This is a genomic window from Streptococcus sp. P25B114, from assembly GCF_053010325.1.
In genome coordinates, this window is record NZ_JBRKNW010000005.1 from 52,876 (window position 1) to 76,095 (window position 23,220).

The window sequence follows — 23,220 nt, forward strand, 5'->3', positions numbered from 1 at the left end:
AATTGGCTTTCCTAACTAGTGCAAGGGATAGCCTGACCTCCATAGAGGCAGGCGTAGGGAAATGAGTTGCGTGCAACCATTGACCTGTCCCTTGCCTTTCTATTTTCTATCTCTCTGGATAGAATTAAATAACTTTCTGACGCTTAGCAACCATTCAACTAGCGTTCTTGCTTAAATGAATCCATCAAGTCCATAAATTCGTCAAATAAATAGCTGGCATCATGCGGACCGGGTGCTGCATCTGGGTGGAATTGCACTGAAAATCCGGGAAGGTATTTGTGACGGACGCCTTCGACAGACTTGTCGTTGATTTCCTCGTGGGTAATCATCAAGCAATCCGGCAGTTCCTCGCGTGACACTGCATAACCGTGGTTTTGACTGGTAAAATCAACACGTCCTGTCGCAATTTCGCGCACGGCATGGTTAAATCCACGGTGACCGAATTTCATCTTGTAGGTCTGGGCACCATTTGCCTTCGCATACAATTGATGGCCCATACAAATACCGAAAATCGGAATCTTCCCTTGAATACCACGAATCATATCAAGCGCCTCTGGAACATCATCTGGGTTCCCCGGTCCATTGGACAACATAACACCGTCTGGAGCCAGAGCCAAAATTTCCTCTGCGGTCGTGTCATAAGGAACGACAGTTACATTGCAATCACGCTTGGCCAATTCACGTAAAATCGAATGCTTGAGACCAAAATCGACCAGTACAACGCTCCGACCGACACCCGGAGCAGGATAGGCTGTCTTGGTAGACACCTGCTCAATATTATTGGTCGGCAAGACTGTCGCCCGTAGCTGATCGGTCAAATGTTCAACACTATCTCCAACATTAGCCAAGGTCGCCTTCATCGTCCCGTGCTGACGAATAATCTTGGTTAAAGCTCGCGTATCAATCCCTGAAATACCGGGAATTTTTTTAGCTTTCAAAAATTCATCCAAGGTCAATTGGTTGCGCCAATTACTAGCACGACGGGCCCACTCACTGACCACCACACCCTTACAAGTTGGCGTGATAGATTCGTAATCATCGCGATTGATACCATAATTTCCTACCAAAGGATATGTAAAGGTCAAAATCTGACCGTTATAAGATTGGTCGGTAATGGACTCCTGATAGCCTGTCATTCCAGTAGAAAAAACCAGCTCTCCAGTCACATCAATATCCGCTCCAAAGGCCTCGCCCTCGAAAATTGTTCCATCTTCTAAAATTAATCTTCTTTTCGTCATATCTACCTCGTTGATTCTCTCAGGAATCCTTTAACGTTTTGAAATTATATTCACAAAGGGGGCAGAAAACCAGCCTTAGTTAAATGTGCCGAGCTGTGAATACAGGTTCTATACCTTACCATTTACAATCGCCTCCAAAATCGCCATTCGGACAAAGACGCCGTTTTGCATCTGACGAACAATCCGCGATTTGGGAGCCTCTACCAGCTGGTCATCAATTTCAACATCACGATTGACAGGCGCAGGGTGCATAACAATCGCCTGTTCCTTCAAGCGCTTGTACCGTTCCCCCGTCAATCCATGTAGACGATTATAGGTTTCTTTTGAAAAACTTTCTGATCCATCGTGGCGCTCATGTTGGACACGCAGAAGCATCAAGACATCCACTTCCTCGACAATATCATCAATCGCAACATGTTGACCGTAGACATCAAATTCCGCCGAATACCACTCTTCTGGGCCGGTAAAGTAAATATCTGCCCCCAGTCGCTTGAGGATTTGCATGTTGGACTTTGCAACCCGCGAGTGAGTAATATCGCCTGCAATGGCAATTTTCAGATTTTCAAAGGTGCCAAATTCTTCATAAATGGTCATCAAATCCAGCAAGGACTGGCTTGGGTGTTGCCCAGAACCGTCCCCACCATTGACAATGGAGGTCTGGATGCTCGGACTATCAATCAATTGTTTGTAGTAATCAACCTCGGAATGGCGGATGACACAAATATCAACGCCCAAGGCTGACATGGTTAAAATGGTATCGTACAAGGTCTCGCCCTTGTTGACCGAGCTGGTTCGAGCATCAAAGTCAATCATGCCCATATCCAAGCGCAGCTCCGCCATTTCAAATGACTTATGCGTTCGCGTCGAATCTTCAAAGAAGAGATTGGAGGCATAATACTTCCGACTTAATGTAACGGACTCGCCTTTCTTGAAAGCCAGTCCGCGTTGAATGAGACCCAACACCTCTTCATTCGAAAGTGTTTCCATTGTTACCAAGTGTTTGAGAGAAACCTTACCATCTACAATTGTCATGATACTACCTGCCTTTTTGTGCCTGACCTATTCTGCCTCTACTAATAAAACTGCGTCATGACCGTCAATTTCAGTCATGTGAACGATAATTTCCTCCACCCGACTGGTCGGGATATTTTTCCCAACATAGTCCGCACGAATTGGCAATTCCCGGTGGCCACGATCGACCAAGACAGCTAAACTAACACGAGCAGGTCTGCCCAACGATACGAGATTGTCAATGGCGGCACGAATGGTACGTCCAGTGTAGAGAACGTCATCCACCAAAATAACATCACGATCATTGACATCGGCGGTGATGCTGGTGGTATCTTCTTCTACTTTCACATCGTCGCGGAAGGGCTTGGTATCTAATTCTCCCAGAGGAACATCAATTCCTTCCAACTGTTTCAGACGTTCTTGAATCCGTCGGGCAATGAAAACACCTCGTGTCTTGATACCAGCCAAGACGATATTGTCCAAATTCTTATTGCGCTCGATAATCTCATAGGTGATACGGGTAATTGCCCGTTTCATGGTCATATCGTCTACGATTTCTTTGGTTTTCATTCTAAACCTCCATAAATATGATACAAAAAAACTCTCCCTTTCAGGAGAGTTCAGAAAATACAGGACCAGTGCATGAAAAACTCCAACAGAATTTCCCATCTTGTATGTCCACATTTGCTCAATGCTCTCCTTACCTGTCTCTCTGGACAGCACTTAAAGGATTTCTAGCATCAGTATAGCACACTTTACCTACGGCGACAAATTCTTACTGTAAAAAATTTAATAATCTTCGTATTTTGCTTAGAATGGTGCTGATTTAGCCAAAAAAGACTGTGGTTTTAGGGATTTTACACCCGCCAAAACATAACCAAAGAGCAGATAGGTCACAAAGATAATGGCGCAGTAGGTCAAAACGTAGTTCCAGCCATACTTGGGAACATTGAGAAAGAAATAGGCAAATGGACTATCTTTGGCGTCAGGAATAGGAATCTTGAGGAAAAATCCATTGACCAAGCCAAAAGCCATGTAGGCAAGTGGCAGACTGGTCCACCAAACGGGGTCCAACCACTTGTACTGTCGCAGCCGATCGACAATGAGCGTATCCAGCAAGAAACAAATGGGAACGATATAGTGGCAGAGAAGATTTTCCACGCGCCAAAAATGCTCAGCCAGCGGTGCCAACATGATATGATAGACCACACAGGTTATCATGATGGACATAGTCACACCAGCCTTGATTCGCAGAAAGTTCTGGTCTTGCAAATTTTGGCCCTTGTTCATGGCATAGACCATATAGACCGCAAACACAGAAACCAGCAAGTTGGATTGCACCGTGTAGTACATGAACATGCCAATACCATATTTAATGATTTCTAGAGCTGTTCCCGTAATCGCTAAAGCAGCCAGCAAACAACGACTGTAAAATAGAATACTTTGATTCTTCATAGTTTCCTTTCTTATATTAAAACCTTTTTCAGACTTTCCTGAGGTGAAGGCGGACGGAAGTAAACTTTCTTGTTTCTAGGTTTACTCCTCAAACAGTCCCCTAGACTGTTTGAGCTACCTACGGAATTCCATACCTAGTATTTGAGCCTTTTGTCGCTTTCTTATTTCCAAGCAACAACCTACGAAGTTCTGAGAGACCTTTGTAGCCCGAAATACTCCGAATGCCTGAAACGATAACGTTTCAGGCATTTTCATCACAGCGGAAAGTCGCGGTTTGGGCTCACTCCGCTCGCAAAATAAAATAATTTTTTGTTTTATTAGCAGAGCTACTCAGATTATTTGAGCCAATACATAGTTTGTCTACGTCTTGAAAAGACTGGATTTCCCAGTCTAATTGCTAAATCTTCTTCACAAATTCTGATTTGAGTTTCATGGCTCCGAATCCGTCGATTTTGCAGTCGATATTGTGGTCGCCTTCAACGATGCGGATACCTTTAACGCGCGTGCCCTGCTTGAGATCCTTCGGTGCGCCTTTGACTTTCAAATCCTTGATCAGCGTCACTGTATCTCCATCAGCCAAGCGATTGCCATTGGCATCAATAGCGACTGGACCGCTCTCTTCCTCAGCAACCTCGGCTGGGTTCCATTCGTATGCACATTCTGGACAGACCAAAAGCGCGCCGTCCTCATAGACATATTCTGAATTGCACTGTGGGCAATTTGGTAAAGTTTCCATTCTCGTTCTCCTTCTTTTTTATCTGTATCAGTCTATCATCTTTTTGGAAAATGGGCAAGATGCTCTTATTGTCACTACTGAGTGGCTTGACGTAGTTTTTCCAGTGTTTCTTGGAAAATAGCTGGCGCATCAGCCGTAAATTCTACCAGCTCTCCCGTTCTCGGATGGGTAAATCCAAGCGTCTGAGCATGCAGAAATTGACCCTGCCCCTTGAGCGTTTTACGTGGTCCATAGGCCTCATCGCCAGCCACAGGATGACCGATATAAGCCATGTGAACACGGATTTGGTGGGTTCGTCCCGTTTCCAAGGTTAATTCAACCAAGGTATAGTCACCGAAACGTTCCAAGACTTGAAAACGTGTGACTGCTTCCTTGCCCTTGGCTGTGACTGCCTGTTTCTTACGATCTTTCTCCGAACGACCAATCGGTGCCTCAATCATACCGCGGTCATTTGGCAGATTGCCGTGGACAATGGCAATATATTTGCGGAGGGATTTCTTGGCTTTCAATTCCTCAGCCAACCTGGTGTGGGCCTCGTCATTCTTTGCAATCATGAGAAGACCAGATGTGTCCTTGTCAATCCGATGGACAATTCCTGGACGAAGCACACCGTTGATACCTGACAAATCCTTGACATGATACAAAAGCGCATTGACCAGTGTACCAGATGTGTGGCCCGCAGATGGGTGAACAACCATCCCTTGAGGTTTATTGACCACAGCCACATCCGCATCCTGATAGACAATTTCTAAAGGAATGTCTTCTGCTACATAGTCAATTTCTTCGACCTCTGGCACCTGATAGGTTAGGATGTCACCAGCTTGCACACTATATTTTGCTTTTTTGGCTTGGCCATTGACCAACACCTGACCAGACTTAATCTGTTCATTGGCAACTGAACGGGACAAATCCGTCAAATCTGCCAAAGCCTTGTCCAAACGGACACCGCCTGTCTCAACTCTTACTTCCATTACTTTCTTCTTTCAAAATACAAATAAACAGGAGCCCAACTCCCACCGACAGACACATATCAGCCACATTAAAGACCGGGAAATTGATAAAATCCAGCTGGAACATATCCACCACGTAGCCCAGACGGACACGGTCGATAAAATTTCCCAAAGCCCCCGCCATCATCAAGGACAAACTGAACAAGGTCAAGAGATTTCCCTTGATATTTTTGACATAATACCAGACCAAGCCAATCATGACAACTACTGTAACAATGGTGAAAAACCACTGCTGTCCCTGCAAAATAGACCAAGCCGCACCATAATTTCTCAGATAGGACAAACTCATAAAACCTGGCAAAAATTCCCGACTGGCGTGCAATTCAATATTGGCTACGGTCCAAGCCTTGACCAACTGGTCCACACCGATAAAAGCCACTGCCAAAAGTGGCAATCCAAACTTACGCATTTTCTTCCTTCTTCTTATCAAAATAAGCCTGCATGGTATCGACAAAATCAAGCGCACAATGGCTCAGTTCATCGCCAGCCCGCTTGACATAGACCATGCGGTTATCCACCTTCCCCTTAAAGGGAATGACCGTAATCCCATTGACCGACTCGTCATCCAAAAATCCTGAACCCGTCGCATAGGCGTCCGTCCGCTCTAGAATCCCATTCAAGGTAGCGCGATCCGTCACATCAAAAACAACCGACGAATCCGACGTGTCAATCAAATTCTCAGAATAATAAAGATAAGCCTCTTTTTCTTGGGTAAATCGGACCGTTGGCAAACCAACCAAATCCTCAGCCTCAATCTCTGCCTTTGCAGTCAAAGGATGACCCTCCCGCAGGTAGATATGGGTCTGAAACTCCGCCAACTCAATCGCCTGCAAATGCAATTTGTCCAGCTTTTGCATAATCCCCTTGGTATTGCGATCGTTGAGATAAATAATTCCCAGCTCACTATAACCCTGCGCCACCTCATCCAAAATTTGTACCGTAGTTGACTCAAAAATCCGGAAATGTGGATATTGAGGATGCTGCCGAGAAAAATCCGTAATCAAGGGAGGCAAGAAATCATAGTGCTGACTGCTGATAGAAAAAGTTTTTTCACCTTCTTCTGATTGCAAATAAAGATGCTCAAATTGATCAAAGCCCTTGACTAAACTCTGAGCCTTCTCATAAAATTCCATTCCTTTTTGGGTCAAAAAAGTCCCAGAACTGGTCCGACTGAAAATCTGAAAACCTAGCTCTTTTTCTAAATCTTTGATGGAAATGGATAGGCTAGGCTGAGATACGTACATTTTCTCCGCTGCCTCACGAAAAGTCCCGCTGTTGGCAATCGCCACAACATAGCGAAGCTGTTGAATATTCATCGATCCATCCTTTCTTCATTCCATTTTTCCTATCTTTCTATTATACCACATAATAAAACCACCAGCAAAATTACTGGCGGTAAGTGACTATAACTTTTTAATCATGATAAGACAGGGATTCCATTCGTCCCACAAGTTTGGAAAAACTTCCAACTTAGCAAAGCCACAAGAGTGATAAAAGCCAATCGTCTGATCATATTCTTTATAATGCCCTTGGTCAACCGTTTTGACTTGTAGATAGGCATAAGATTTTCTCGCCTCTCCTTCTAATGCTTGCATCAACGCTAATCCCAGTCCTTTTCGATGATGAGATTTTTTAACACCCATACAGTGAACTTCCCCACAATCGTCAGAGGTGCTCGTTAAGGTTACGAATCCTACTGGCTCATCTTCGTCAAATGCGGCCCACAATGGCAGCAAACTCCCATCCTGAATATATTCTTTAGTACTTTCAGGTAAGCCAAACCACTCAGGTAAATCTGCTAATACCGTTTTAATAATCTCAGCTTTTTCAACTGAATCCCTTATTGCTACAATCTTCATTATTTTCTCCTTTCGGAGGTTAATTTGCCCTAACCTCCTTACTCTTGATTCCTTGTTTTCTGAAACATCTTACTATTCCTTTCATTTGAATCGCCTCCCTTCATTCTATTGTATGGTTATACTACCATATATTGCTCTTGTCAGTCAACCTAGATTAACATGTTCATTTTCAACTGATAACTTTTTATATAGCTACCAATGCCTGACCATTTCACACCAAGCCCTTGGCAAATGAAAAATGGGTATCAAAACAAAAAAACAGGCCTTCCTAAATCTCGGAAAGCCTTTGTTAAGCCATTTTCAGACTTATTTCGCGATTGGGTAAACAGATACTTGTTTCTTATCGCGACCTTTACGTTCGAAGCGTACAACGCCTTCTACTTTAGCGTAAAGAGTGTCATCTCCACCACGACCTACGTTAGCTCCTGGGTAGATTTTAGTACCACGTTGGCGGTAAAGGATTGAACCACCTGATACAGTTTGGCCGTCAGCAGCTTTCGCACCAAGGCGTTTCGCTTGTGAGTCACGACCGTTTGACGTTGAACCTCCACCTTTTTTGTGGGCCATAAATTGCAAGTTAGCAAGATTCAAGTTTAACATATGTTATTCCTCCGAATTTCTGTAATGATTGCTTCAAGCTACGCCTTAAGCGTTGATAGCGTTGATAACAACTTTTGTGTAAGGTTGACGGTGACCTTGTTTGCGGTGGCTACCTTTTTTAGGTTTGTACTTGAAGGTAACAACTTTTTTCTGTTTACCTTGCTTTTCAACAGTACCAACAACAGTAGCGCCTGCTACAAGTGGAGTACCCACAACAGTTTTCTCACCACCAACAAGAACTACTTCTTCGAAAGTAACTTCTTGACCTGCTTCAACGTTCAATTTTTCAACGTAGATAGCTTGACCGACTTCAACTTTAACTTGTTTGCCGCCAGTTTTAATGATTGCATATGTGCTCATTATGCACCTCCTATGATTTTTGGGCCTTGCCCGAATTTAATGTGAAGACTCGCCTAGTACCGTGGGACGAACCACTTAAACGGTAGTCGTGCGGTTGCACAGGGTGTGCATAGTCAACACTCCTATTATAACAAAAACACCTGCAAATGCAAGTGTTTTGTATCATTTTTTTACATTTCAAAAACTTCGCTCTCCTGCTTGTTTGGCAAGAAAAGTGAAAGAACGATTCCGACAAGAGCAGGCAATAACCATGCTAATGATTGTCCGGCCAATGGCAGAGCTGAAATGATTGTTGAAATAGCTGTCCAACCAAATTGACCAGCCAAAACTTCTACCAATGACAAAGCTGTCACTAGTCCCACAGTTAATTGCATACCGTAAGTAGAAAGCGGTACAAATTTGTTAACAATGGTAATCAAGACAATACAGATAGTGATTGGATAGAGAACCAAAAGAACTGGAACTGAGAAGGTGATGATATTGTTCAAACCGAGGTTGGCAATCCCAAAACCAATCAAAGTAAAGATAGTCGCATATACTTTGTAGCTAAAACGTGGGAAACGCTCAGCGAAAAATTCACCTGAAGAAACAATCAAGCCAGCCGTTGTCGTAAAGCAAGTAACGATAACCATAGCTGCCAAGAAAATTTGTGCACTTGGACCAAAAATTGCCTGTGTAGCTTGCGAAAGAATATATACACCCTTATTGGTATCGGACGCCAAAACATCAGCAGGTACTGGGAAATGATTTCCAAGGAAGGCCAAACCGACATATAGAGCCGAGAAAGCTAGGGCCACAACAAGACCAACTGACCAGATGGTTGAGATATATTCCTTTTTGCTTGAGAAACCAAGTTGTTTTAAGGTATTCACCGCTACAACACTAAAGGCAATAGAAGCAAGTGCGTCGAGTGTATTGTATCCCTCGATAAATCCTGTACCAAATGCCTGTCCTGCTGAGTAAGCTTCCGAAGCTGGTAACGGACTTGTTGATCCGTACTTAACAATACCAAGCACAACCAAAATCACAATCAAAATCGCAAAAACAGGGGTTAAAATACGTCCGATACTATTTAAGATTTGAGATGGATTGAGGGCAATCAGATAAGCTGCCACAAAGTAAAGAGCTGTAAAGCCAAACAACCAAATTCCAAGGTTTGCTTCGCCCAATAATGGCGCAATACCAATTTCGAAGGACGTTGTAGCCGTACGCGGAATGGCAAAGAAAGGACCAATCGCCAAATACAAGGCAACAAGATAGATTGTTGCAAAGGCTGGAGAAATCTTACGAGAAATCTCATGTACATAACCTTTTGGGTTTAAGGTGCCGACGATCAAGGCAACGACAGCAATACCGACACCCGATACAACAAATCCTAAAATAGCTGGCCAGAAATTCTCACCAGATAAGACACCAAGTGCAGGTGGGAAAATCAAGTTTCCTGCACCAAAAAACATACCAAACAGGAGTAATCCTGTTAGCGCTCCTTTTTTCATAAAAACTCCTTCTTATCTTTTTCGAAAGTCCATTATACCACAAAAATTCGATTTTTTTCCGAACGTTAGGTTATTAAGGTAACGACACCTAAGTCAAATAATTAAAAAACGCATCAAATCAAGTTAAAATTAACCTTCATTTGATGCGCGAATGAATTTCTTTCTAAAGCTGTCTATTCTTTCCCAACCGTGTCAGACATTAAACTTCATCAACAGTTTACAGTAAATCTTCGATTAAATTGTCAATCTCATCTTTTGCTTCCACTTTTGGTGTAATTTCAGTTACAATAATCCCTGCAACAGCTCGTTCCACCAATCCTTCTACATCCATGCGAGCTTCGTACTGCTCGACATGTTTGATTTTCGGATTGGTTTTTGGACGGTCAGGGGCAAAGATGGTACAGCAATCCTCAAATGGCTGGATGGAAATATCAAAGGTATCAATTTCTTGAGCAATATCAATGATTTCCAACTTGTCCATGGTCACAACTGGACGGATAACAGGTGTATTGGTCACTGCATTGATGGCCTGCATAGACTCCAAGGTCTGACTTGCCACTTGTCCTAGACTTTCACCATTGATAATAACCATGGCACCACGTTCTTCACGAACTCGGTCTGTAATCCGCATCATGAAACGACGGGTCAAGGTCATCAAATAAGCTTCAGGTGCTTTTTCCTTAATTTCTTCCTGAATTTCTGTAAATGGCACTTCGATAAAGGTGATATTGCCACCAAAGGCTGTCAATTTACGGGTCAAATCATGGGCTTTTTTAAGAGCACCTGGGCTAGTATAAGGAGGACTTGCAAAGTGGAGAGCTTCGATTTCTACCCCACGTTTCAGTGCTAAATAGCCCGCAACTGGCGAATCAATACCACCTGATAGCATCAGCGTACCCTTGCCAGATGTACCAACAGGAAGACCGCCTGCCCCCTTGATTTCTTCATGGGAAATATAAGCAGCGTCAGGACGAATTTCCACTCGCAGCGTAATATCTGGTGACTTCATCTGTACCTGTACATTTGGAATTGCTGTGAAGACAGCATCACCCAAAACTTGATTGAGGTCGCGGCTATCCAATTCAAAACTATGGTCGCTACGACGTGCTGCAATCTTGAAGGTCATTCCTTCCTTGTAAATGGACTGCATAATCTCCACAACCGCCTCTTTCAAGGCTGGAACAGACTTTTCAATCTTATAAGATGGTGCGAAATTTTGGATCCCAAAAATCTTCTTCAAAGAAGCTGAAACTTCCTGATAATCTGCCCCGTTCAAATAGACATGACCACGGTCACGGTCAAAATAAACCGTCACTTCTGGGTAAATAGAAAGGACATGCTTGATATTATTGCGGAGTTTGTTGACAAACCGCATCTTATTTTTTCCTTTAGTTGACAATTCGCCATAGCGAATCATAATTTCTGAATAGTTCATGCTACCTTACTTTCTGTGTATTGTGATAAATTTGCTTGAAAATGGTGAGAAATTGCTCGATTTGCCCCATGTCGTTATCATCGTCTAAACTAATACGGACAGCCGTTTGAGCCAACTTCTGCGGAACACCCATGGCAATCAGGGTTCCAGCCGGTTTTCCAGCCTTAGACGAACAGGCCGAAGTTGTCGAAATGTAAATCTGATGCTCTTCAAAAGCATGGACAATCACTTCGCCACGGATATTTTTAATGCCGAATGTCACGATACTAGGCACAAAGTCATCCTGTCCAGAAAAGACTGTCACATCATTGTATTTACCCAATTCATCCACCAGAATCTGCTTCATAGCCGCCAGCCTCTTCTGGCTATCTACAGCCTTGTCCAAAGTCAAGCGGAGCGCCTTAGCAGTTGCTGCGATACCAGCCACATTTTCCGTTGTTGACCTCTTGTCACTCTCTTGACCACCACCTGTCAAAAGCGGAGAAATTTTCTTACCAGATTTGACATAGATAAAGCCGACTCCACGAATTGAATGGAATTTATGACCAGAGAAGGTCGCAAAATCAACGCGTTCCGTCAAAAATCGTTCTGTCGGGATTTTAGTGATAGCCTGAACAGCATCCACGTGGAAGGAAATAGTCGGTTTGTCCACCAGCAAGTCTGAAATTTCCGCAATCGGCTGGATAGAGCCAATTTCATTGTTGACGGCCATGACGGATACCAAAATCGTATCGGGACGTAACAAGCTCTCCAATGCCGAAACATCCACAAACCCTTGGGCATTGACCGGCGCAAAATCCACCTCAAAACCTTGCGTTTTGAGCCAAAGTGCTGACTCTTTAACCGCTGGATGCTCAATAGCTGAGACGATAATGTGCTTGCCCAGATGTGCCTTTTCAAAGGCCACTCCCTTGATGACCCAGTTGTCCCCCTCTGTACCACCAGAGGTAAAGAAGATTTCCTTGCTATCCTTGCCTAGCAGGTCCGCAATTTGCTTACGGGAGGCCTCTAAGATACGGGTTGCCTGACTGCCCAAATTATGCAGACTAGACGGATTGCCCCAAATTTTTGTCGCTACTTCTGTATAGGTCTTGAGCGCCTCGGGATAGACCTGAGTCGTCGCTGCGTTATCAAAATAAATCATGATGCCATTCCTTTGTTTGCAATAGTCCTATTTTATCACTTTTTACCAGCTTTCGCCAACCACCACTACGAAAAGACAGCCCACGGACTGTCTTGCATACCTATAAAATTTCTTTCAACCGTTCGATGTCAGCCTGGCTAGTTGACCAGCTAGTTGCAAAGCGTATGATACTGTGACTATCGTCATATTTTTCCCAGAAACTGTAAGCAATGCCTGATTCAGACAATTTCGGCAACTCTTCATTTTTGACGATGACAAACTGCTGATTGGTCGGCGATTTGAGGTGGAATTGAAATCCTTTTTCTTCCAAAATCTCTATAAGCTGCTCTGCCATTGCGATAGCATGACGCCCCAATTCAAGATACAAGTCATCAGTGAACAGTCGATCAAACTGGACACCAATCAATCGTCCCTTAGCTAACAAGGCACCGTGATGTTTGACAATAGATACAAAATTCTTTGGCTGATTATTCTTTGTAAATACAAGAGCTTCTCCCAACAAGGCACCAAGTTTTGTCCCGCCAATGTAGAAAACATCTGTCAGCTCTGCTATGGTCTGCAAATCAAGATCCGTATCGCGTGCAGCAAGCCCATAACCCAAGCGAGCACCGTCTAAAAAGAGAGGAATATTGTGCTGTTGGCAAACTTTGGACAAGTCTTCTAGCTCTGTTTTGCTATAAAGTGTACCATATTCAGTCGGGTGGGAAATATAAACCATTCCTGGATGAACCATATGAGCATGATTAGTATCAGCATAGAAATCTTTGATGAAGTTATCAACCCCACTTGCCGTTATTTTCCCTTCATGATGTGGCAGTGTCAACACCTTGTGTCCAGAAAATTCAATAGCACCTGCCTCATGTGTAGAAATATGGCCTGTATTTGCGGCAATCACACCCTCATAAGAAGCCAGCATGGAATTGATGGCAATCTGATTGGTCTGAGTACCTCCAGCCAGAAAAGTGATTTGAGCTTGAGGACAAGCGATCGCCTTTCGAATTTTCTCAATAGCTGACTGGGTATATTTATCCGTTCCATAGCCAGATAAACCTTCTTGGTTGCTAGCAACCAAGGCTTCAAGCAGAACTGGGTGGGCACCTTTGTTGTAGTCATTTTCAAAATGTAGCATGGTTGGCCTCCAAAATCAAAAGAATATAGAAAAAGCCTGCACACCAGGCTTCTTCTACTATTTAGTCCACCCTGAGGGAACAGGATGGAAAATCATGTAGTGATATGATACCAAAATATGTAAATTTAAGCAATTCTTTTACTACATTTTCGACCTATTCATACTCGTTCTTTCAAACTTTTGGGGCGAATTTGGGGCGGGTTACTTGTTATTTCATTAGCAAAATAAACCCTTTACTCCTGACTCATATTCTGTCATTTTGGCCATTTTGAGCAAATAGAAATCGAATCTCACAACCATTATTGCCAAAATGGCGATTTTGGCAAACAAAAAAGCCCCCAGCAATCGCTGAGGGCTAAAATTATAATCGTACTGCGCCAAGGCTAGTGATATCGTCATCGGTAAACACGCCTAATTCATAGTAACATCGTATCATGATACCCTGGGCTCGTCTAGATGGTCCGTTAGTATCTGCAGCATTAAAATACGCATTGGCAAAATTATATGTGCTCGAATCATTGACGGGGTTCGACACCTTGGCACCACCCCAAAATCGGGCTATCCCATTTAGAGATGCCACGGTTGTCAACGTGTTGCTTCCCATCGCAAAACGCATAAGTGTGGTAATAACACGGTATTCGGACGCTCTCTCTTGCGTTAACGGTTGAGTCTCAGCGTAGATATACGCTCGTTGGTCAACATTACCCAGCGTCAAACTAGAACCATTATCAAACCGAAATTGCCACGGGTTGACCGACTTGTCCAAAAACCAACCTGTCGGACCAAATCGATCTGCGTTAGCTTCAGATGCTACCTTACTACGCAACTCTTTAACATCACGACCGATTGCTTGAGCAAATTGAGTAAGATTATCCATATGACACTCCTAAGCTTTAGCAGCAGTGTAGACGGCAACCAAATCCAACCCGGCAATTGCATCCACCTTCTGACCAAGCTCGGCAATTTTCTGAACAACAGCCTGCTCAGCCTCACCATTCATAGCAGAAATTGCTTCTGCAATCTCTTTTAAAGTGTCCAACTGCTCAGGCACGCCATCGCCTAAAATATCTGCTTTTAAAGCCGTCTTAGCCTGCTCAATAGCTTGTGTCAAGGCCTCGTTTGATACCTTGCTACCTAAAGCTTGCTTCAATTCTTTAACATCTGCACCCACTGCTTGGGCAAATAATGTTAATTTATTTGTACTCATTTCTTACCTCATATCTTTCCTAAATTATAAAACATCAACAAATCAGGGATATCCTGTTCCTGCTCTACATACTCTTTGACAATTTTTCTAAGGCCATAGAGCTCAATAGCCTCGCCTGACACAAACTCACCCAAATTCTCATTGACCGTCAAGGTAACCGAATCCGTTGACGGGAATACATAGCCAGCGTGTTCCACTTCAACGGTATAATTACCAATAGGCAGAGCTTTTTCCAGACGGAAACTGACAACACTATCCACCACTTCCGCCTCAAACTCAATCATGCCTTTGCTTGAGTGGATTAGTTGAATTTTGACTGGACCGTTTAATTCTCGGCGATCTTCCGTCTTTAATTTTAACTTAAAGACAGATGATGTATCGCCTTGTTTGATAACAGAGCCGTTCAGCCACGTTAGTTTAGTCTTATCAGACATATTACCTCCTTATAATCTGCTCGTATATTTGAGCGCAATCCAACCCGCACCACTCTTGAGTTTGCCCCATTCATAGCCGTCAGCCCATGTGGTTTCTGTGATCGTATAAACGCCTTTTTTGATAAAGCCTTTTTTGCCAGCTTTTACACTAGGAGACTTACGGATGTTCAAATCAGTAACCGAAACTTTCACACGGAATGACCCAGATTGTTTTTGTGTTATTGCAGCTTTTGTGGCTGCTACACCTTTTGAAACTTCCTGAGCCATTTTGATTAGCTTATTCATATCAATACCACCAGGACATTCTGTTGCAGACACTTGTTTGTGTGGAACGATATGTTTCGCATCGATTGGAATATTATATCGCTTACAAATATCTGCAATCAGTTTTGCTGATGATTTATAAGTAGCCTCTGAAATCTTCCAGTCTGGACCCCATGTGGAATTCACATGCTCAATTCCAATCGAACGGCGGTTCATTGTTGAATCTCCTGAGTGGAAAGCTGAATACTGTTCACCGACACATCCCCAAATCTCATTGTCTGCAATTTCGTAATGAGCACTAGTCCAGTTGCCTGACGATTCGTACCATGTCTGCATAGCCACGTTTTTATTGGTAGTTGCGTTATGATGAATGACGATACGGTCAATAGTCATTCGACCATAACCGGTAACACCTTTTGATAGGTTAGAATACATCACATTTGGATTGAAGTGTGTTGTAAGCGATGAATATGTTTCTCTGTTATGGTTAATGGCTCCTGTTTTATTATCATACGGCAACCTAAACCAACCAGTCACACCAGCATAACTACGTTTGTTTTTTCGGACATAGCCACCGCCACCAATCTCTAACTGGTCATTGATGCCGTTGCGGTTATTGTCTGAGTAACCATCAATATTTTGCTCTAGCGTTGTCATACCTTTAGTATCCGCAGACACGACCACCCCGATATGACCATAATCTACACCATCACTTGCCACTGAGGACATGACGAAAAAATCACCAGCCTTTGGGATTAAATTGACATCGTTAGGATTATTGTAGATAACTTCTAGTCCTTGCGATTTAGCCTTTTTAAGGCAGTCAATGGCATTGGTGTAAGCTAGGTTTTTGTTGCTAAAATGCTGCACGATATGATCAATAAAAGCAACACATTGCATAATGTTACGTTGCAACTCTCCGTAGTTTAATTTCTTAAACAACTTGTATATTACAACTCTTCAAATTTCTTTGAAGTTCAGACTATATCTTCAATAGATTCTTATGTTATCGTTATGTTCTTTGTTGTATTTCTTGATAGCTTCAATTCTAGCTTCGTAAGCTTCTTTAGCTGTTGCGAAAGTTCCCAAGTATACTCGATGACTTCTGTCAATGTTGAAAGTTGCCTGAAATTTATCGCCTTTTAAATAGACTCCATGATAACCACTTTTCCCAACTTTGACATTTCGGTTTCGGCAATTCTCTTGTCTGGTCACCCAGCGACAATTCCCAGGTTCGTAATTTCTGTTGTTATCAATTCTATCCAATTGATATTCGTCACTCGGTGCCTCTCCTACATCATTGTAGAAAGCCATAAAATCGTTTTTCCATTCTTCGCACACTATGATTCCACGGCCACCGTATCTATCATAATGTTGATAGGTTTTTTGGTAGCACCTTTTTTTAATACCTTTCCAAGTATTATATACCTTTGTTCCATGCATGCCGTGTTTTTTATCAAACATATTGTTATCCTCCGTAATATCGTATAACAATATTATACCATACGGGGGACTCTGTGTAAATCTATTGTTCCGTGCTGTCTTACGATTGTAAGCACTTAGTCGTTGAAGCTTCTTCCTCTTTTACCAAGGAAGCTCGCCTGCTGATTGCCCAATCTTTATGATTTTCACTTTGCTCATCTCATTACTGAATAAGGTAGTACATAAAGCTCTAAGGGGGTTCCAGCAATTCTCGGAATTAGGAGGCCAATTTTCAACCACCATAAGGGTTAGTCGGCACCGTTACCTTTTGATTGAGCTTACTTTTAGCATAAGCTACAACTTCTTGTGCTGTTGTCATCATCTTCCTCCTCCAAAAACGGATAAATCACAAAGGCAATAGGCGCTAAAATAACTAGCGCCACTACTACCAATATTGCCTTGACTACTTTCATTTTCTATCATCCTTCGGCTCGTAGTAGTGCAGAGCCTGCTCGCTATCAGCAATCCCGTTTGTCGTTGGGTCATTGATGACACCGACCACAGTCAAAATGGACATGATTGTGCCAAAAGTGGTCTCCCAATCTTTTGGAACCCAGCTAAAACCTAATTGCTGTGCCAATAGTACAATCAATGGCACCAAGGTCCACCAAAATGTCGCGTTTCGTAATCGAACGCCCCAATTTATTTTATGCATATCAATTCTCCTTCAGGATAATGCGTTTTAGTTCCCGCACATCGTCACCCAGGCTTTTGACTTGCTCCGCAAGGACCAAGATAGCTTTGTTCTGCTCGTCATGATTATCGAGTCGGCGATTAGCACTCTCTTTAAATTCCTTGAGATTTTCGATGTCCTTTTCCAGGATTGTGATGCGGTTTTCCTGCTTTGTGATTTTGGCCGAAAAATTGGTCCACAATCCGACGACTGTGGACACAAATCCGACCAAGGCATATACATGCTCTGGTTTAATGTTCATTCACTATTCTCCTTTCGGAATATAGTTCGCCACACTCTCATCTGCAAGTTCAGGGTGTCCCATCAATTCCAACTGCGCCTTCACTTTCTTTTTAAAGATGCGCGGGACATCCTTAAATGCGAAATCAAAGTGCTCATCTACAATATTCATTGCCATTAACATTACCATCATTTTATTACTCCGTTTCTGTATCTGTGTTATCGGTAGAATTGTCGCTACCGTCGACTGTATCAAGGTTTTCAATACTTTCATCTTCTGGGACCTCGCCTTCTTCAAAGCTAGCATAGAACTCTGTCAGCATTTCCATGACAGAGCCATTGAGAATCGTAAACTTGTCTTCAACTGCCTTGAAGCGGTCATTACGCTCTTCTTCAGTGGCTTCCATGCGTTCCGTCAACTCGGTCTGTGCTTTCTGCATGTCGGCAAATTTTGTTTCAGCCTCTTGCATGAATTTCTTAGCTGATTTGACCACAGCTTCCATCTCTTCAATCTTCTGCACCGATTCAGCCATGGCACGGTCAGCGTACTCAGATTTAAAGTGAGCCTCACGAGCCAATTCGACCAATTCGGTCTCAGTCTTGTCCATGTGATTACCGACTACTTTTTCGGTATAGGTTGCGTAGCTTCCTGTTGTAGATGCTATAGCAATTTCTGTGTGTGTGATTTCTCCGTCAGATAAAAACGGATACTTCCCTACCACTTTCCAGGCTCTCATTCAGATACCTCCTCTGGTTTAGTAGCCTCGTCCAGTTGCTTGGTTAATTCAGCAACCTGCGCCTGCAGACTAGCGATGGTCTGCTGGCTTTCTTCCAATTGTGCTTCCACCGTTGCTTTATCCAAGGACAATTGAGCAATCTGTATGGCTAGTTTTGATTTGATATTTTCGTGCATATTTTCCTCCTAGACTTGTAATTTGTTGTAAAAATCAGTTTTGTTAATATAACTGTCCATCAGGCCTGATATAGCATTCCGTAAGTTTGGCAATTTCCAATCCCAGTTATTCGCCCTCAAATGGTTTAAGCAGTGTGCAATAGCTTTGATCGCATTAATGTACAGATTCATGTCAATGGTTTGGTTTCCCGTTTTAACTGTCTTAAACACATATCCCCTGCTTTCGTCAAAAGCATCTTTAAGGTATATTGTGTCTCCATAAAGCTCAACTTGGTCGAGTGTAGCATTGTGGTTATACCCAATTGTACTCCGAAAAATTCGGATGCCCGAGAAGCGACCAGAAGATTCTGAGTTAATACCATCGCCAGACGAAGTCACGCCTAGCCCTGCATACACACCGCCAGCATTTGCGTCAGCGGAAGATGCCACATCGTTAAAGTGCAAAAACGCTGTGTGTGTTCCACGTCTGCGTACTAATGCATTATTGGCAGAATTAAAATTAATTGTAGCATTTGTGTTAAATGAGATGTTAGCGTTATTCAGGTCCATCTGCATCGCATCATTCGTCGCGGACAGAATCCCTCCTGATATTTTACTGGCCGACAAGGTCACAGCCTGCACCTGCGTGATAAATGCATTCTTAGCAAACAGCTGTTCCAGATATGCCTCATTTGCGGTCAAGCCGGTAAAAAATGCTTGGTCAAATACAAGCTTACTACCATCGATACTACTCGCTTTAATCCGTGCAGCATCCAGCGTGCCAGTAGTAATCTTGCCAGCATCTAAGCTACCGATTTTTGCGGATGATATGACACCATCCTGTATATAAGTCGTACCAGTAATCTGCACCAACTTACCATCAATCTTGACAGACCCATCTTTGTTTAGGTTAAGTTGGTTGAGGACGGTTCCAGAGTTAGTCAGGTTTTGTACAGCCCATGAACCTACAAGTGTGCTGACTTGCGTTTTGAGTCCGTTAGCACCAGATACTTCCTGGACCAATCCTGCTGCAGTCTGCGTAACCTTGCTGACATTGTCTAAGATACTTCCCGCTGTGCCGACAGCACCGATAGTACGAGTGTGACTGTCGACTGTGTCTGTGACGTTATGTAAGGCTGTGACAGTGGCAAGCTCACTATAAGCTGGCTCCCAACGACTGAGCGGGATGTTGCCTTTAACTAAGGTTGCAAAACTAGCATTTGACTGCGTGGTATCAGACCAGCCACCATTTCGGTCTTTTACATCGCTACCAAAACGGTAAATTCGAAGTTTTGCAGGACGATTATTAAAATTTTGCAATTGATCAGTTGTCATCTGACTTTTCTTTTTGACAGTAAAAGTGGCTACCCAACTGTCAATGTTGGGGTCATACATAAGTCTCGTAGCACTTTCCTGCAATGCCGTTGTCCCGTATGGTGACGTTAATTGTAAAGCACCACCATTATAATAGACCATCGGCACATAGTTACCTGAAGCTCCATTTCCACGCCACCAATGGATGACAAAAGTGTAAGTTTTGTCTTCTTCCAGCGGTTCAACCAATTCATATTCCTTGGCAAGATACCCCGTGCTGGACCACGAACGATTTCCGTCTAAAATGAGATTACCTGACATCTCTGTCGGAATCAGCGCTTTAGTCTCACTTATAGTCCGACTAAAACTATCTGCCGTCTCTTGCACAAGATTTTGCACAGTCGTAGATAGCGCATACGGCTGCAAAGCACTATTTGTGATATACCCGCGGCCCGTGATATTATTATCCACCTGCGCCTTTGTCTGGTAACCTTTGCTAGTGATTGCTGACTCGACCTGTGTACTGGTCAAGCGCTGTTCAATCTGCCCTGCTTGTGTTCGTATAGTCGTCTCTGCCGTAGCCAAGCGCTGGTTGGTCGCATCAAAATCTGTCTTAGATACTTTAGTCGCGACTGCGTCACTAGTAATCTTAAGCTCTGATTTTGTCTGATTGACAGCCGTGGCTAGCGCATCTGTGACCGTTTTATCTGCTTTTAGTTCAATAGCTGATTGATTTTGCGTAATTGCGGTGCTATTGCTTTCAACCGTCTTTTTGACAGCATCAAAATCAATTTGAGATACTTTACTACTTACTTGATTGGCAACGTCATCAACTCGGACATCAACTGACTGGATTCGCTCTGTCAAAGCTGTATCTTGCGCTTGGACTAATCGATTCGCTTCTGCCACTGCTTCCGCTTTGAGTTGACTGCTACGCTGTATTGCACTAGCAGCATCCGCCTTAGCTTGGTCGGCAAGTAATTCGACAGACTGCGTTTTGGCCAATATTTCCGCAACCTGCCTATCGTGTTCCTCGGATTGGGCTTGCATGGATTGGGTGACTTGGGTGATTTCTTCTGCAATCCTATCTCTTAAAGCTTCACTGTCATAAGTCCGGAGGATTTCTTCCCAGACTTCTCCAGTCCACCGAAGCATGATTTTGTGGCCCTCATGCTCTGGATCTGGCTTAAACCAAATATCATTGATTAAGACCTTGCCTGGATACTGGACAGTAGGGTCTTCAGCGCCGTACCAGTTATTATTAAAACCATCTGCACTCGGCAGATGGTTTGGAAGATTCTGGACAAAAGTTGAAAATTCATTGGTAATAAACTGCTCCACAGCCTTGTCAGCAATGGTCTGAGCTTTGGCTTCGTTACTTTCGCCAATCCGGTCACCCAACTTAATGTCGCTAGATTGATTATTCAGTCGGTTAAAAGTAATTTCAAAAACTCGAGTGTCATAGTCCAGTTTTTTATCATGCCGAACCACTCGGATGGTATCCCCAATCTTGACCCCCTTCAAATAGACACTTGATGTCTTCAAGGTCAACTGCGGACGTGCAGCATCAATCAAGGCCTTGTAAGTCCGTTCAATCAAGACTTCTGGATTCTCTTCTTCCGAAAAGTCCACAAAGCCGATTTTAGGACGCATAGAGCCGTCAGCGTTCTTGATACCATATTGTCGTGTCATTAAGGGCAATTCTAGGTATTTCTGCCCTTTAGGCTTATCAACTGGTTTGCCTTGTGTCCTTGACCAAACCACATCTTCAAACGTAATTTTCCGACCATATCCGGCGCCAGTTTCCTCACCTTTGCCACGACCGATAAGGGCAGTAAAGATGTTAGTGCGTTCCACTTCTTGCAATATTTGCAAGGCATTGTGACCATAGACCACACGCTTACCAACCGCTTCACCGATTCTTTGCTTAAAGTCAATGTAACGGGCACCGATACGATTGCCGTTCATCTCGACAAAGAATTGCATCTCCAAGTCCCAAACTTCACAGACCTTTTTCAAGGCATCGAAAATCGATGTGTAATAAAAATTGGTACTGTGTGGAGTGGTTTCTCCAACAAAACGAGCCTGCCAGTTGGTACCAGCAAGCAAGTCTGTAATCACATCACGGGCAAAGGCATTCTGAGGTCGTTTGTCATAAACTGGTGACTTACGAAGCTCCTCAATCCCCGACTGAACACCAATTAAGGTTGTCAATTCGTCCGAAGATTTTTGGGCAACGTAGAAATAATGAAAAGTATGAGCATCTTCCATGGTCTGAATAGCCATGTATTCGACCTGCTCCAGCTCATCCGCATTCAATCCTTTGAGCTCGACCGTCAAACGGTCAGACACGTAGCGTTCAGTGGTCAATGCGTATTTCTGCAGGGCAGTCTTGACAGCTGACTTTCTGACAATCTTTATCAGCTTTTCATCTTTATCAAATAAATAAATCACGCTCTCTCATCCCTCCAAACTACATTTTTTACTGTGGCATTCTTTGCCGTGATAGTATCTCCATTCTTGACCGTGAATTGTTCCAGCGGACTGAACCGCTCCAGCTCACTGAGGATGTTTCTTCCGTTGTAGGTGGCAGTTACTTCTTCATCTCCAAATGTGACCACAATGTCTTTTCCTGCGGCATAAGAGCCAGAGAATGATAAAATCTTTATGCCGTTGATAATCTGTACCTGGTTAACCGTCCCAGTCGGTGTGACCGTGATAGATTCAGGCAAGACTTCAATGGCATCAGATAAAGAAATAAGCCCAGTGGAATTCTGGGCATTTTTCTTTTTGTAGCCGTCCGGAACTATCAGAGTGAACTTGCTGACGATAGAAAGAGAAGTTTCCTCAATGTCATCCGCCCCGCTGAAATAGCCATAGTAGGTGTAAGTCGGCTCGTCCTTGAACGTAATTTCCAGATAACCACTGCTTGCGAGTGTCCGCAAAATCTTGTTGAGTTTTGCAAACTTATCCCGCATATCCGCACTTGTTCCAGCTTCCAGCTGGTACTTGATTTCAAGTACACGCTCATCATCAGACACATCTTCCACCCATACGCCACGGCGGCCAGGGACAGAGGCTGTCTTAACCGATTGGCCAAGCAACCCCCTACCTGTTACCGTCAAATGGCGGTAGCCCTCAACCAGTTGATTGAGGGGTACACCGTTGATGGACATGTTATCAATAGGTTCAAACACATCAACCTTTTGATTTGTTGTTACATCTCTAAATTGATACATTT

General features: G+C 43.4%; 27 protein-coding genes and 1 other annotated feature. All 27 genes read right to left on the reverse strand.

All coding sequences use genetic code 11. The annotated features are described in order from the left end of the window. Positions 1–158: 158 nt before the first annotated feature. The gene (locus tag ACVC7T_RS03535) at positions 159–1,238 is read right to left on the reverse strand and encodes a carbamoyl phosphate synthase small subunit (RefSeq protein WP_105110138.1); all 1,080 of its coding nucleotides are present in this window, start codon (positions 1,236–1,238) and stop codon (positions 159–161) included. A gap of 108 nt (positions 1,239–1,346) precedes the next feature. Further along, positions 1,347–2,270 (reverse strand): aspartate carbamoyltransferase catalytic subunit, encoded by a 924-nt coding sequence (locus ACVC7T_RS03540; RefSeq protein WP_105160891.1) that lies wholly within the window; start codon positions 2,268–2,270, stop codon positions 1,347–1,349. A 27-nt stretch (positions 2,271–2,297) separates the two neighbouring features. After that, positions 2,298–2,819, reverse strand: a complete 522-nt coding sequence (gene pyrR / locus ACVC7T_RS03545) for a bifunctional pyr operon transcriptional regulator/uracil phosphoribosyltransferase PyrR (protein WP_105123364.1) — start codon at positions 2,817–2,819, stop codon at positions 2,298–2,300. A gap of 240 nt (positions 2,820–3,059) precedes the next feature. Then, positions 3,060–3,704 (reverse strand): Pr6Pr family membrane protein, encoded by a 645-nt coding sequence (locus tag ACVC7T_RS03550; RefSeq protein WP_447262473.1) that lies wholly within the window; start codon positions 3,702–3,704, stop codon positions 3,060–3,062. Positions 3,705–4,101: 397 nt separating this feature from the next. Continuing rightward, positions 4,102–4,440, reverse strand: coding sequence for a zinc ribbon domain-containing protein YjdM (locus tag ACVC7T_RS03555; protein WP_105123365.1), 339 nt, complete (start codon positions 4,438–4,440; stop codon positions 4,102–4,104). Positions 4,441–4,514: 74 nt separating this feature from the next. Beyond that, positions 4,515–5,411: an RluA family pseudouridine synthase gene (locus ACVC7T_RS03560; protein ID WP_105160889.1), complete on the reverse strand. Its 897-nt coding sequence runs from the start codon at positions 5,409–5,411 to the stop codon at positions 4,515–4,517. Next, a complete protein-coding gene (gene lspA, locus ACVC7T_RS03565; RefSeq protein WP_105160888.1) occupies positions 5,395–5,859 on the reverse strand; it encodes a signal peptidase II in 465 nt (154 codons plus the stop codon). Before lspA ends, ACVC7T_RS03560 begins: the two co-directional genes overlap by 17 nt. After that, positions 5,852–6,766, reverse strand: a complete 915-nt coding sequence (locus ACVC7T_RS03570) for a LysR family transcriptional regulator (protein WP_105160887.1) — start codon at positions 6,764–6,766, stop codon at positions 5,852–5,854. The genes lspA and ACVC7T_RS03570 overlap by 8 nt, the downstream gene beginning before the upstream one ends. 87 nt (positions 6,767–6,853) lie before the next feature. Continuing rightward, a complete protein-coding gene (locus tag ACVC7T_RS03575) occupies positions 6,854–7,309 on the reverse strand; it encodes a GNAT family N-acetyltransferase (protein ID WP_105160886.1) in 456 nt (151 codons plus the stop codon). A gap of 306 nt (positions 7,310–7,615) precedes the next feature. Continuing rightward, positions 7,616–7,909, reverse strand: a complete 294-nt coding sequence (gene rpmA / locus ACVC7T_RS03580; protein ID WP_009909754.1) for a 50S ribosomal protein L27 — start codon at positions 7,907–7,909, stop codon at positions 7,616–7,618. Between the two features lie 45 nt (positions 7,910–7,954). After that, positions 7,955–8,269, reverse strand: a complete 315-nt coding sequence (rplU, locus tag ACVC7T_RS03585; protein WP_002941330.1) for a 50S ribosomal protein L21 — start codon at positions 8,267–8,269, stop codon at positions 7,955–7,957. 35 nt (positions 8,270–8,304) lie between these two features. Then, positions 8,305–8,375, reverse strand: a sequence feature (ribosomal protein L21 leader region). A 64-nt stretch (positions 8,376–8,439) separates the two neighbouring features. Beyond that, complete coding sequence (brnQ, locus tag ACVC7T_RS03590; RefSeq protein WP_105160885.1) at positions 8,440–9,765, reverse strand: branched-chain amino acid transport system II carrier protein; 1,326 nt, start codon at positions 9,763–9,765, stop codon at positions 8,440–8,442. Positions 9,766–9,982: 217 nt separating this feature from the next. Continuing rightward, entirely contained in the window at positions 9,983–11,200 is a 1,218-nt protein-coding gene (gene thiI / locus ACVC7T_RS03595) for a tRNA uracil 4-sulfurtransferase ThiI (RefSeq protein ID WP_105160884.1), read from the reverse strand. A 1-nt stretch (position 11,201) separates the two neighbouring features. Continuing rightward, positions 11,202–12,344, reverse strand: coding sequence for a cysteine desulfurase family protein (locus ACVC7T_RS03600; RefSeq protein WP_105160883.1), 1,143 nt, complete (start codon positions 12,342–12,344; stop codon positions 11,202–11,204). A gap of 100 nt (positions 12,345–12,444) precedes the next feature. Beyond that, on the reverse strand, positions 12,445–13,473 hold the full coding sequence (locus ACVC7T_RS03605) for an aminotransferase class I/II-fold pyridoxal phosphate-dependent enzyme (RefSeq protein WP_105160882.1): 1,029 nt from the start codon (positions 13,471–13,473) through the stop codon (positions 12,445–12,447). 361 nt (positions 13,474–13,834) lie between these two features. Then, positions 13,835–14,350 carry a hypothetical protein gene (locus tag ACVC7T_RS03610; RefSeq protein WP_447262474.1) on the reverse strand — a complete coding sequence of 172 codons (516 nt, stop codon included), beginning with the start codon at positions 14,348–14,350 and terminating at the stop codon, positions 13,835–13,837. Positions 14,351–14,359: 9 nt separating this feature from the next. After that, positions 14,360–14,680: a hypothetical protein gene (locus ACVC7T_RS03615; RefSeq protein WP_447262475.1), complete on the reverse strand. Its 321-nt coding sequence runs from the start codon at positions 14,678–14,680 to the stop codon at positions 14,360–14,362. An 8-nt stretch (positions 14,681–14,688) separates the two neighbouring features. Beyond that, positions 14,689–15,114 (reverse strand): hypothetical protein, encoded by a 426-nt coding sequence (locus ACVC7T_RS03620; protein WP_447262476.1) that lies wholly within the window; start codon positions 15,112–15,114, stop codon positions 14,689–14,691. 9 nt (positions 15,115–15,123) lie between these two features. Next, complete coding sequence (locus tag ACVC7T_RS03625) at positions 15,124–16,320, reverse strand: N-acetylmuramoyl-L-alanine amidase (RefSeq protein ID WP_447262477.1); 1,197 nt, start codon at positions 16,318–16,320, stop codon at positions 15,124–15,126. Between the two features lie 48 nt (positions 16,321–16,368). Further along, positions 16,369–16,842: a hypothetical protein gene (locus ACVC7T_RS03630; protein WP_447262478.1), complete on the reverse strand. Its 474-nt coding sequence runs from the start codon at positions 16,840–16,842 to the stop codon at positions 16,369–16,371. 427 nt (positions 16,843–17,269) lie between these two features. After that, positions 17,270–17,515 carry a phage holin gene (locus ACVC7T_RS03635; RefSeq protein ID WP_105123184.1) on the reverse strand — a complete coding sequence of 82 codons (246 nt, stop codon included), beginning with the start codon at positions 17,513–17,515 and terminating at the stop codon, positions 17,270–17,272. A 1-nt stretch (position 17,516) separates the two neighbouring features. After that, positions 17,517–17,795 (reverse strand): DUF7365 family protein, encoded by a 279-nt coding sequence (locus ACVC7T_RS03640; RefSeq protein ID WP_257104216.1) that lies wholly within the window; start codon positions 17,793–17,795, stop codon positions 17,517–17,519. Between the two features lie 3 nt (positions 17,796–17,798). Continuing rightward, the gene (locus ACVC7T_RS03645; RefSeq protein WP_447262479.1) at positions 17,799–17,966 is read right to left on the reverse strand and encodes a CD1375 family protein; all 168 of its coding nucleotides are present in this window, start codon (positions 17,964–17,966) and stop codon (positions 17,799–17,801) included. Positions 17,967–17,970: 4 nt separating this feature from the next. Then, a complete protein-coding gene (locus ACVC7T_RS03650; protein ID WP_447262480.1) occupies positions 17,971–18,510 on the reverse strand; it encodes a DUF1366 domain-containing protein in 540 nt (179 codons plus the stop codon). Beyond that, positions 18,507–18,686 (reverse strand): hypothetical protein, encoded by a 180-nt coding sequence (locus tag ACVC7T_RS03655; protein WP_172094586.1) that lies wholly within the window; start codon positions 18,684–18,686, stop codon positions 18,507–18,509. Before ACVC7T_RS03655 ends, ACVC7T_RS03650 begins: the two co-directional genes overlap by 4 nt. Before the next feature lie 9 nt (positions 18,687–18,695). Beyond that, the gene (locus ACVC7T_RS03660; protein ID WP_447262481.1) at positions 18,696–22,433 is read right to left on the reverse strand and encodes a phage tail spike protein; all 3,738 of its coding nucleotides are present in this window, start codon (positions 22,431–22,433) and stop codon (positions 18,696–18,698) included. Beyond that, positions 22,430–23,218 carry a distal tail protein Dit gene (locus ACVC7T_RS03665; RefSeq protein ID WP_447262482.1) on the reverse strand — a complete coding sequence of 263 codons (789 nt, stop codon included), beginning with the start codon at positions 23,216–23,218 and terminating at the stop codon, positions 22,430–22,432. Before ACVC7T_RS03665 ends, ACVC7T_RS03660 begins: the two co-directional genes overlap by 4 nt. Positions 23,219–23,220 lie beyond the last annotated feature (2 nt).

What these genes read in the sequence shown, in the direction of transcription:
- ACVC7T_RS03535 (WP_105110138.1), bottom strand. Translation starts at nt 1,238, where the DNA reads ATGACGAAAAGAAGATTAATTTTAGAAGATGGAACAATTTTCGAGGGC.
- ACVC7T_RS03540 (WP_105160891.1), bottom strand. Translation starts at nt 2,270, where the DNA reads ATGACAATTGTAGATGGTAAGGTTTCTCTCAAACACTTGGTAACAATG.
- pyrR (WP_105123364.1), bottom strand. Translation starts at nt 2,819, where the DNA reads ATGAAAACCAAAGAAATCGTAGACGATATGACCATGAAACGGGCAATT.
- ACVC7T_RS03550 (WP_447262473.1), bottom strand. Translation starts at nt 3,704, where the DNA reads ATGAAGAATCAAAGTATTCTATTTTACAGTCGTTGTTTGCTGGCTGCT.
- ACVC7T_RS03555 (WP_105123365.1), bottom strand. Translation starts at nt 4,440, where the DNA reads ATGGAAACTTTACCAAATTGCCCACAGTGCAATTCAGAATATGTCTAT.
- ACVC7T_RS03560 (WP_105160889.1), bottom strand. Translation starts at nt 5,411, where the DNA reads ATGGAAGTAAGAGTTGAGACAGGCGGTGTCCGTTTGGACAAGGCTTTG.
- lspA (WP_105160888.1), bottom strand. Translation starts at nt 5,859, where the DNA reads ATGCGTAAGTTTGGATTGCCACTTTTGGCAGTGGCTTTTATCGGTGTG.
- ACVC7T_RS03570 (WP_105160887.1), bottom strand. Translation starts at nt 6,766, where the DNA reads ATGAATATTCAACAGCTTCGCTATGTTGTGGCGATTGCCAACAGCGGG.
- ACVC7T_RS03575 (WP_105160886.1), bottom strand. Translation starts at nt 7,309, where the DNA reads ATGAAGATTGTAGCAATAAGGGATTCAGTTGAAAAAGCTGAGATTATT.
- rpmA (WP_009909754.1), bottom strand. Translation starts at nt 7,909, where the DNA reads ATGTTAAACTTGAATCTTGCTAACTTGCAATTTATGGCCCACAAAAAA.
- rplU (WP_002941330.1), bottom strand. Translation starts at nt 8,269, where the DNA reads ATGAGCACATATGCAATCATTAAAACTGGCGGCAAACAAGTTAAAGTT.
- brnQ (WP_105160885.1), bottom strand. Translation starts at nt 9,765, where the DNA reads ATGAAAAAAGGAGCGCTAACAGGATTACTCCTGTTTGGTATGTTTTTT.
- thiI (WP_105160884.1), bottom strand. Translation starts at nt 11,200, where the DNA reads ATGAACTATTCAGAAATTATGATTCGCTATGGCGAATTGTCAACTAAA.
- ACVC7T_RS03600 (WP_105160883.1), bottom strand. Translation starts at nt 12,344, where the DNA reads ATGATTTATTTTGATAACGCAGCGACGACTCAGGTCTATCCCGAGGCG.
- ACVC7T_RS03605 (WP_105160882.1), bottom strand. Translation starts at nt 13,473, where the DNA reads ATGCTACATTTTGAAAATGACTACAACAAAGGTGCCCACCCAGTTCTG.
- ACVC7T_RS03610 (WP_447262474.1), bottom strand. Translation starts at nt 14,350, where the DNA reads ATGGATAATCTTACTCAATTTGCTCAAGCAATCGGTCGTGATGTTAAA.
- ACVC7T_RS03615 (WP_447262475.1), bottom strand. Translation starts at nt 14,680, where the DNA reads ATGAGTACAAATAAATTAACATTATTTGCCCAAGCAGTGGGTGCAGAT.
- ACVC7T_RS03620 (WP_447262476.1), bottom strand. Translation starts at nt 15,114, where the DNA reads ATGTCTGATAAGACTAAACTAACGTGGCTGAACGGCTCTGTTATCAAA.
- ACVC7T_RS03630 (WP_447262478.1), bottom strand. Translation starts at nt 16,842, where the DNA reads ATGTTTGATAAAAAACACGGCATGCATGGAACAAAGGTATATAATACT.
- ACVC7T_RS03635 (WP_105123184.1), bottom strand. Translation starts at nt 17,515, where the DNA reads ATGCATAAAATAAATTGGGGCGTTCGATTACGAAACGCGACATTTTGG.
- ACVC7T_RS03640 (WP_257104216.1), bottom strand. Translation starts at nt 17,795, where the DNA reads ATGAACATTAAACCAGAGCATGTATATGCCTTGGTCGGATTTGTGTCC.
- ACVC7T_RS03645 (WP_447262479.1), bottom strand. Translation starts at nt 17,966, where the DNA reads ATGATGGTAATGTTAATGGCAATGAATATTGTAGATGAGCACTTTGAT.
- ACVC7T_RS03650 (WP_447262480.1), bottom strand. Translation starts at nt 18,510, where the DNA reads ATGAGAGCCTGGAAAGTGGTAGGGAAGTATCCGTTTTTATCTGACGGA.
- ACVC7T_RS03655 (WP_172094586.1), bottom strand. Translation starts at nt 18,686, where the DNA reads ATGCACGAAAATATCAAATCAAAACTAGCCATACAGATTGCTCAATTG.
- ACVC7T_RS03665 (WP_447262482.1), bottom strand. Translation starts at nt 23,218, where the DNA reads ATGTATCAATTTAGAGATGTAACAACAAATCAAAAGGTTGATGTGTTT.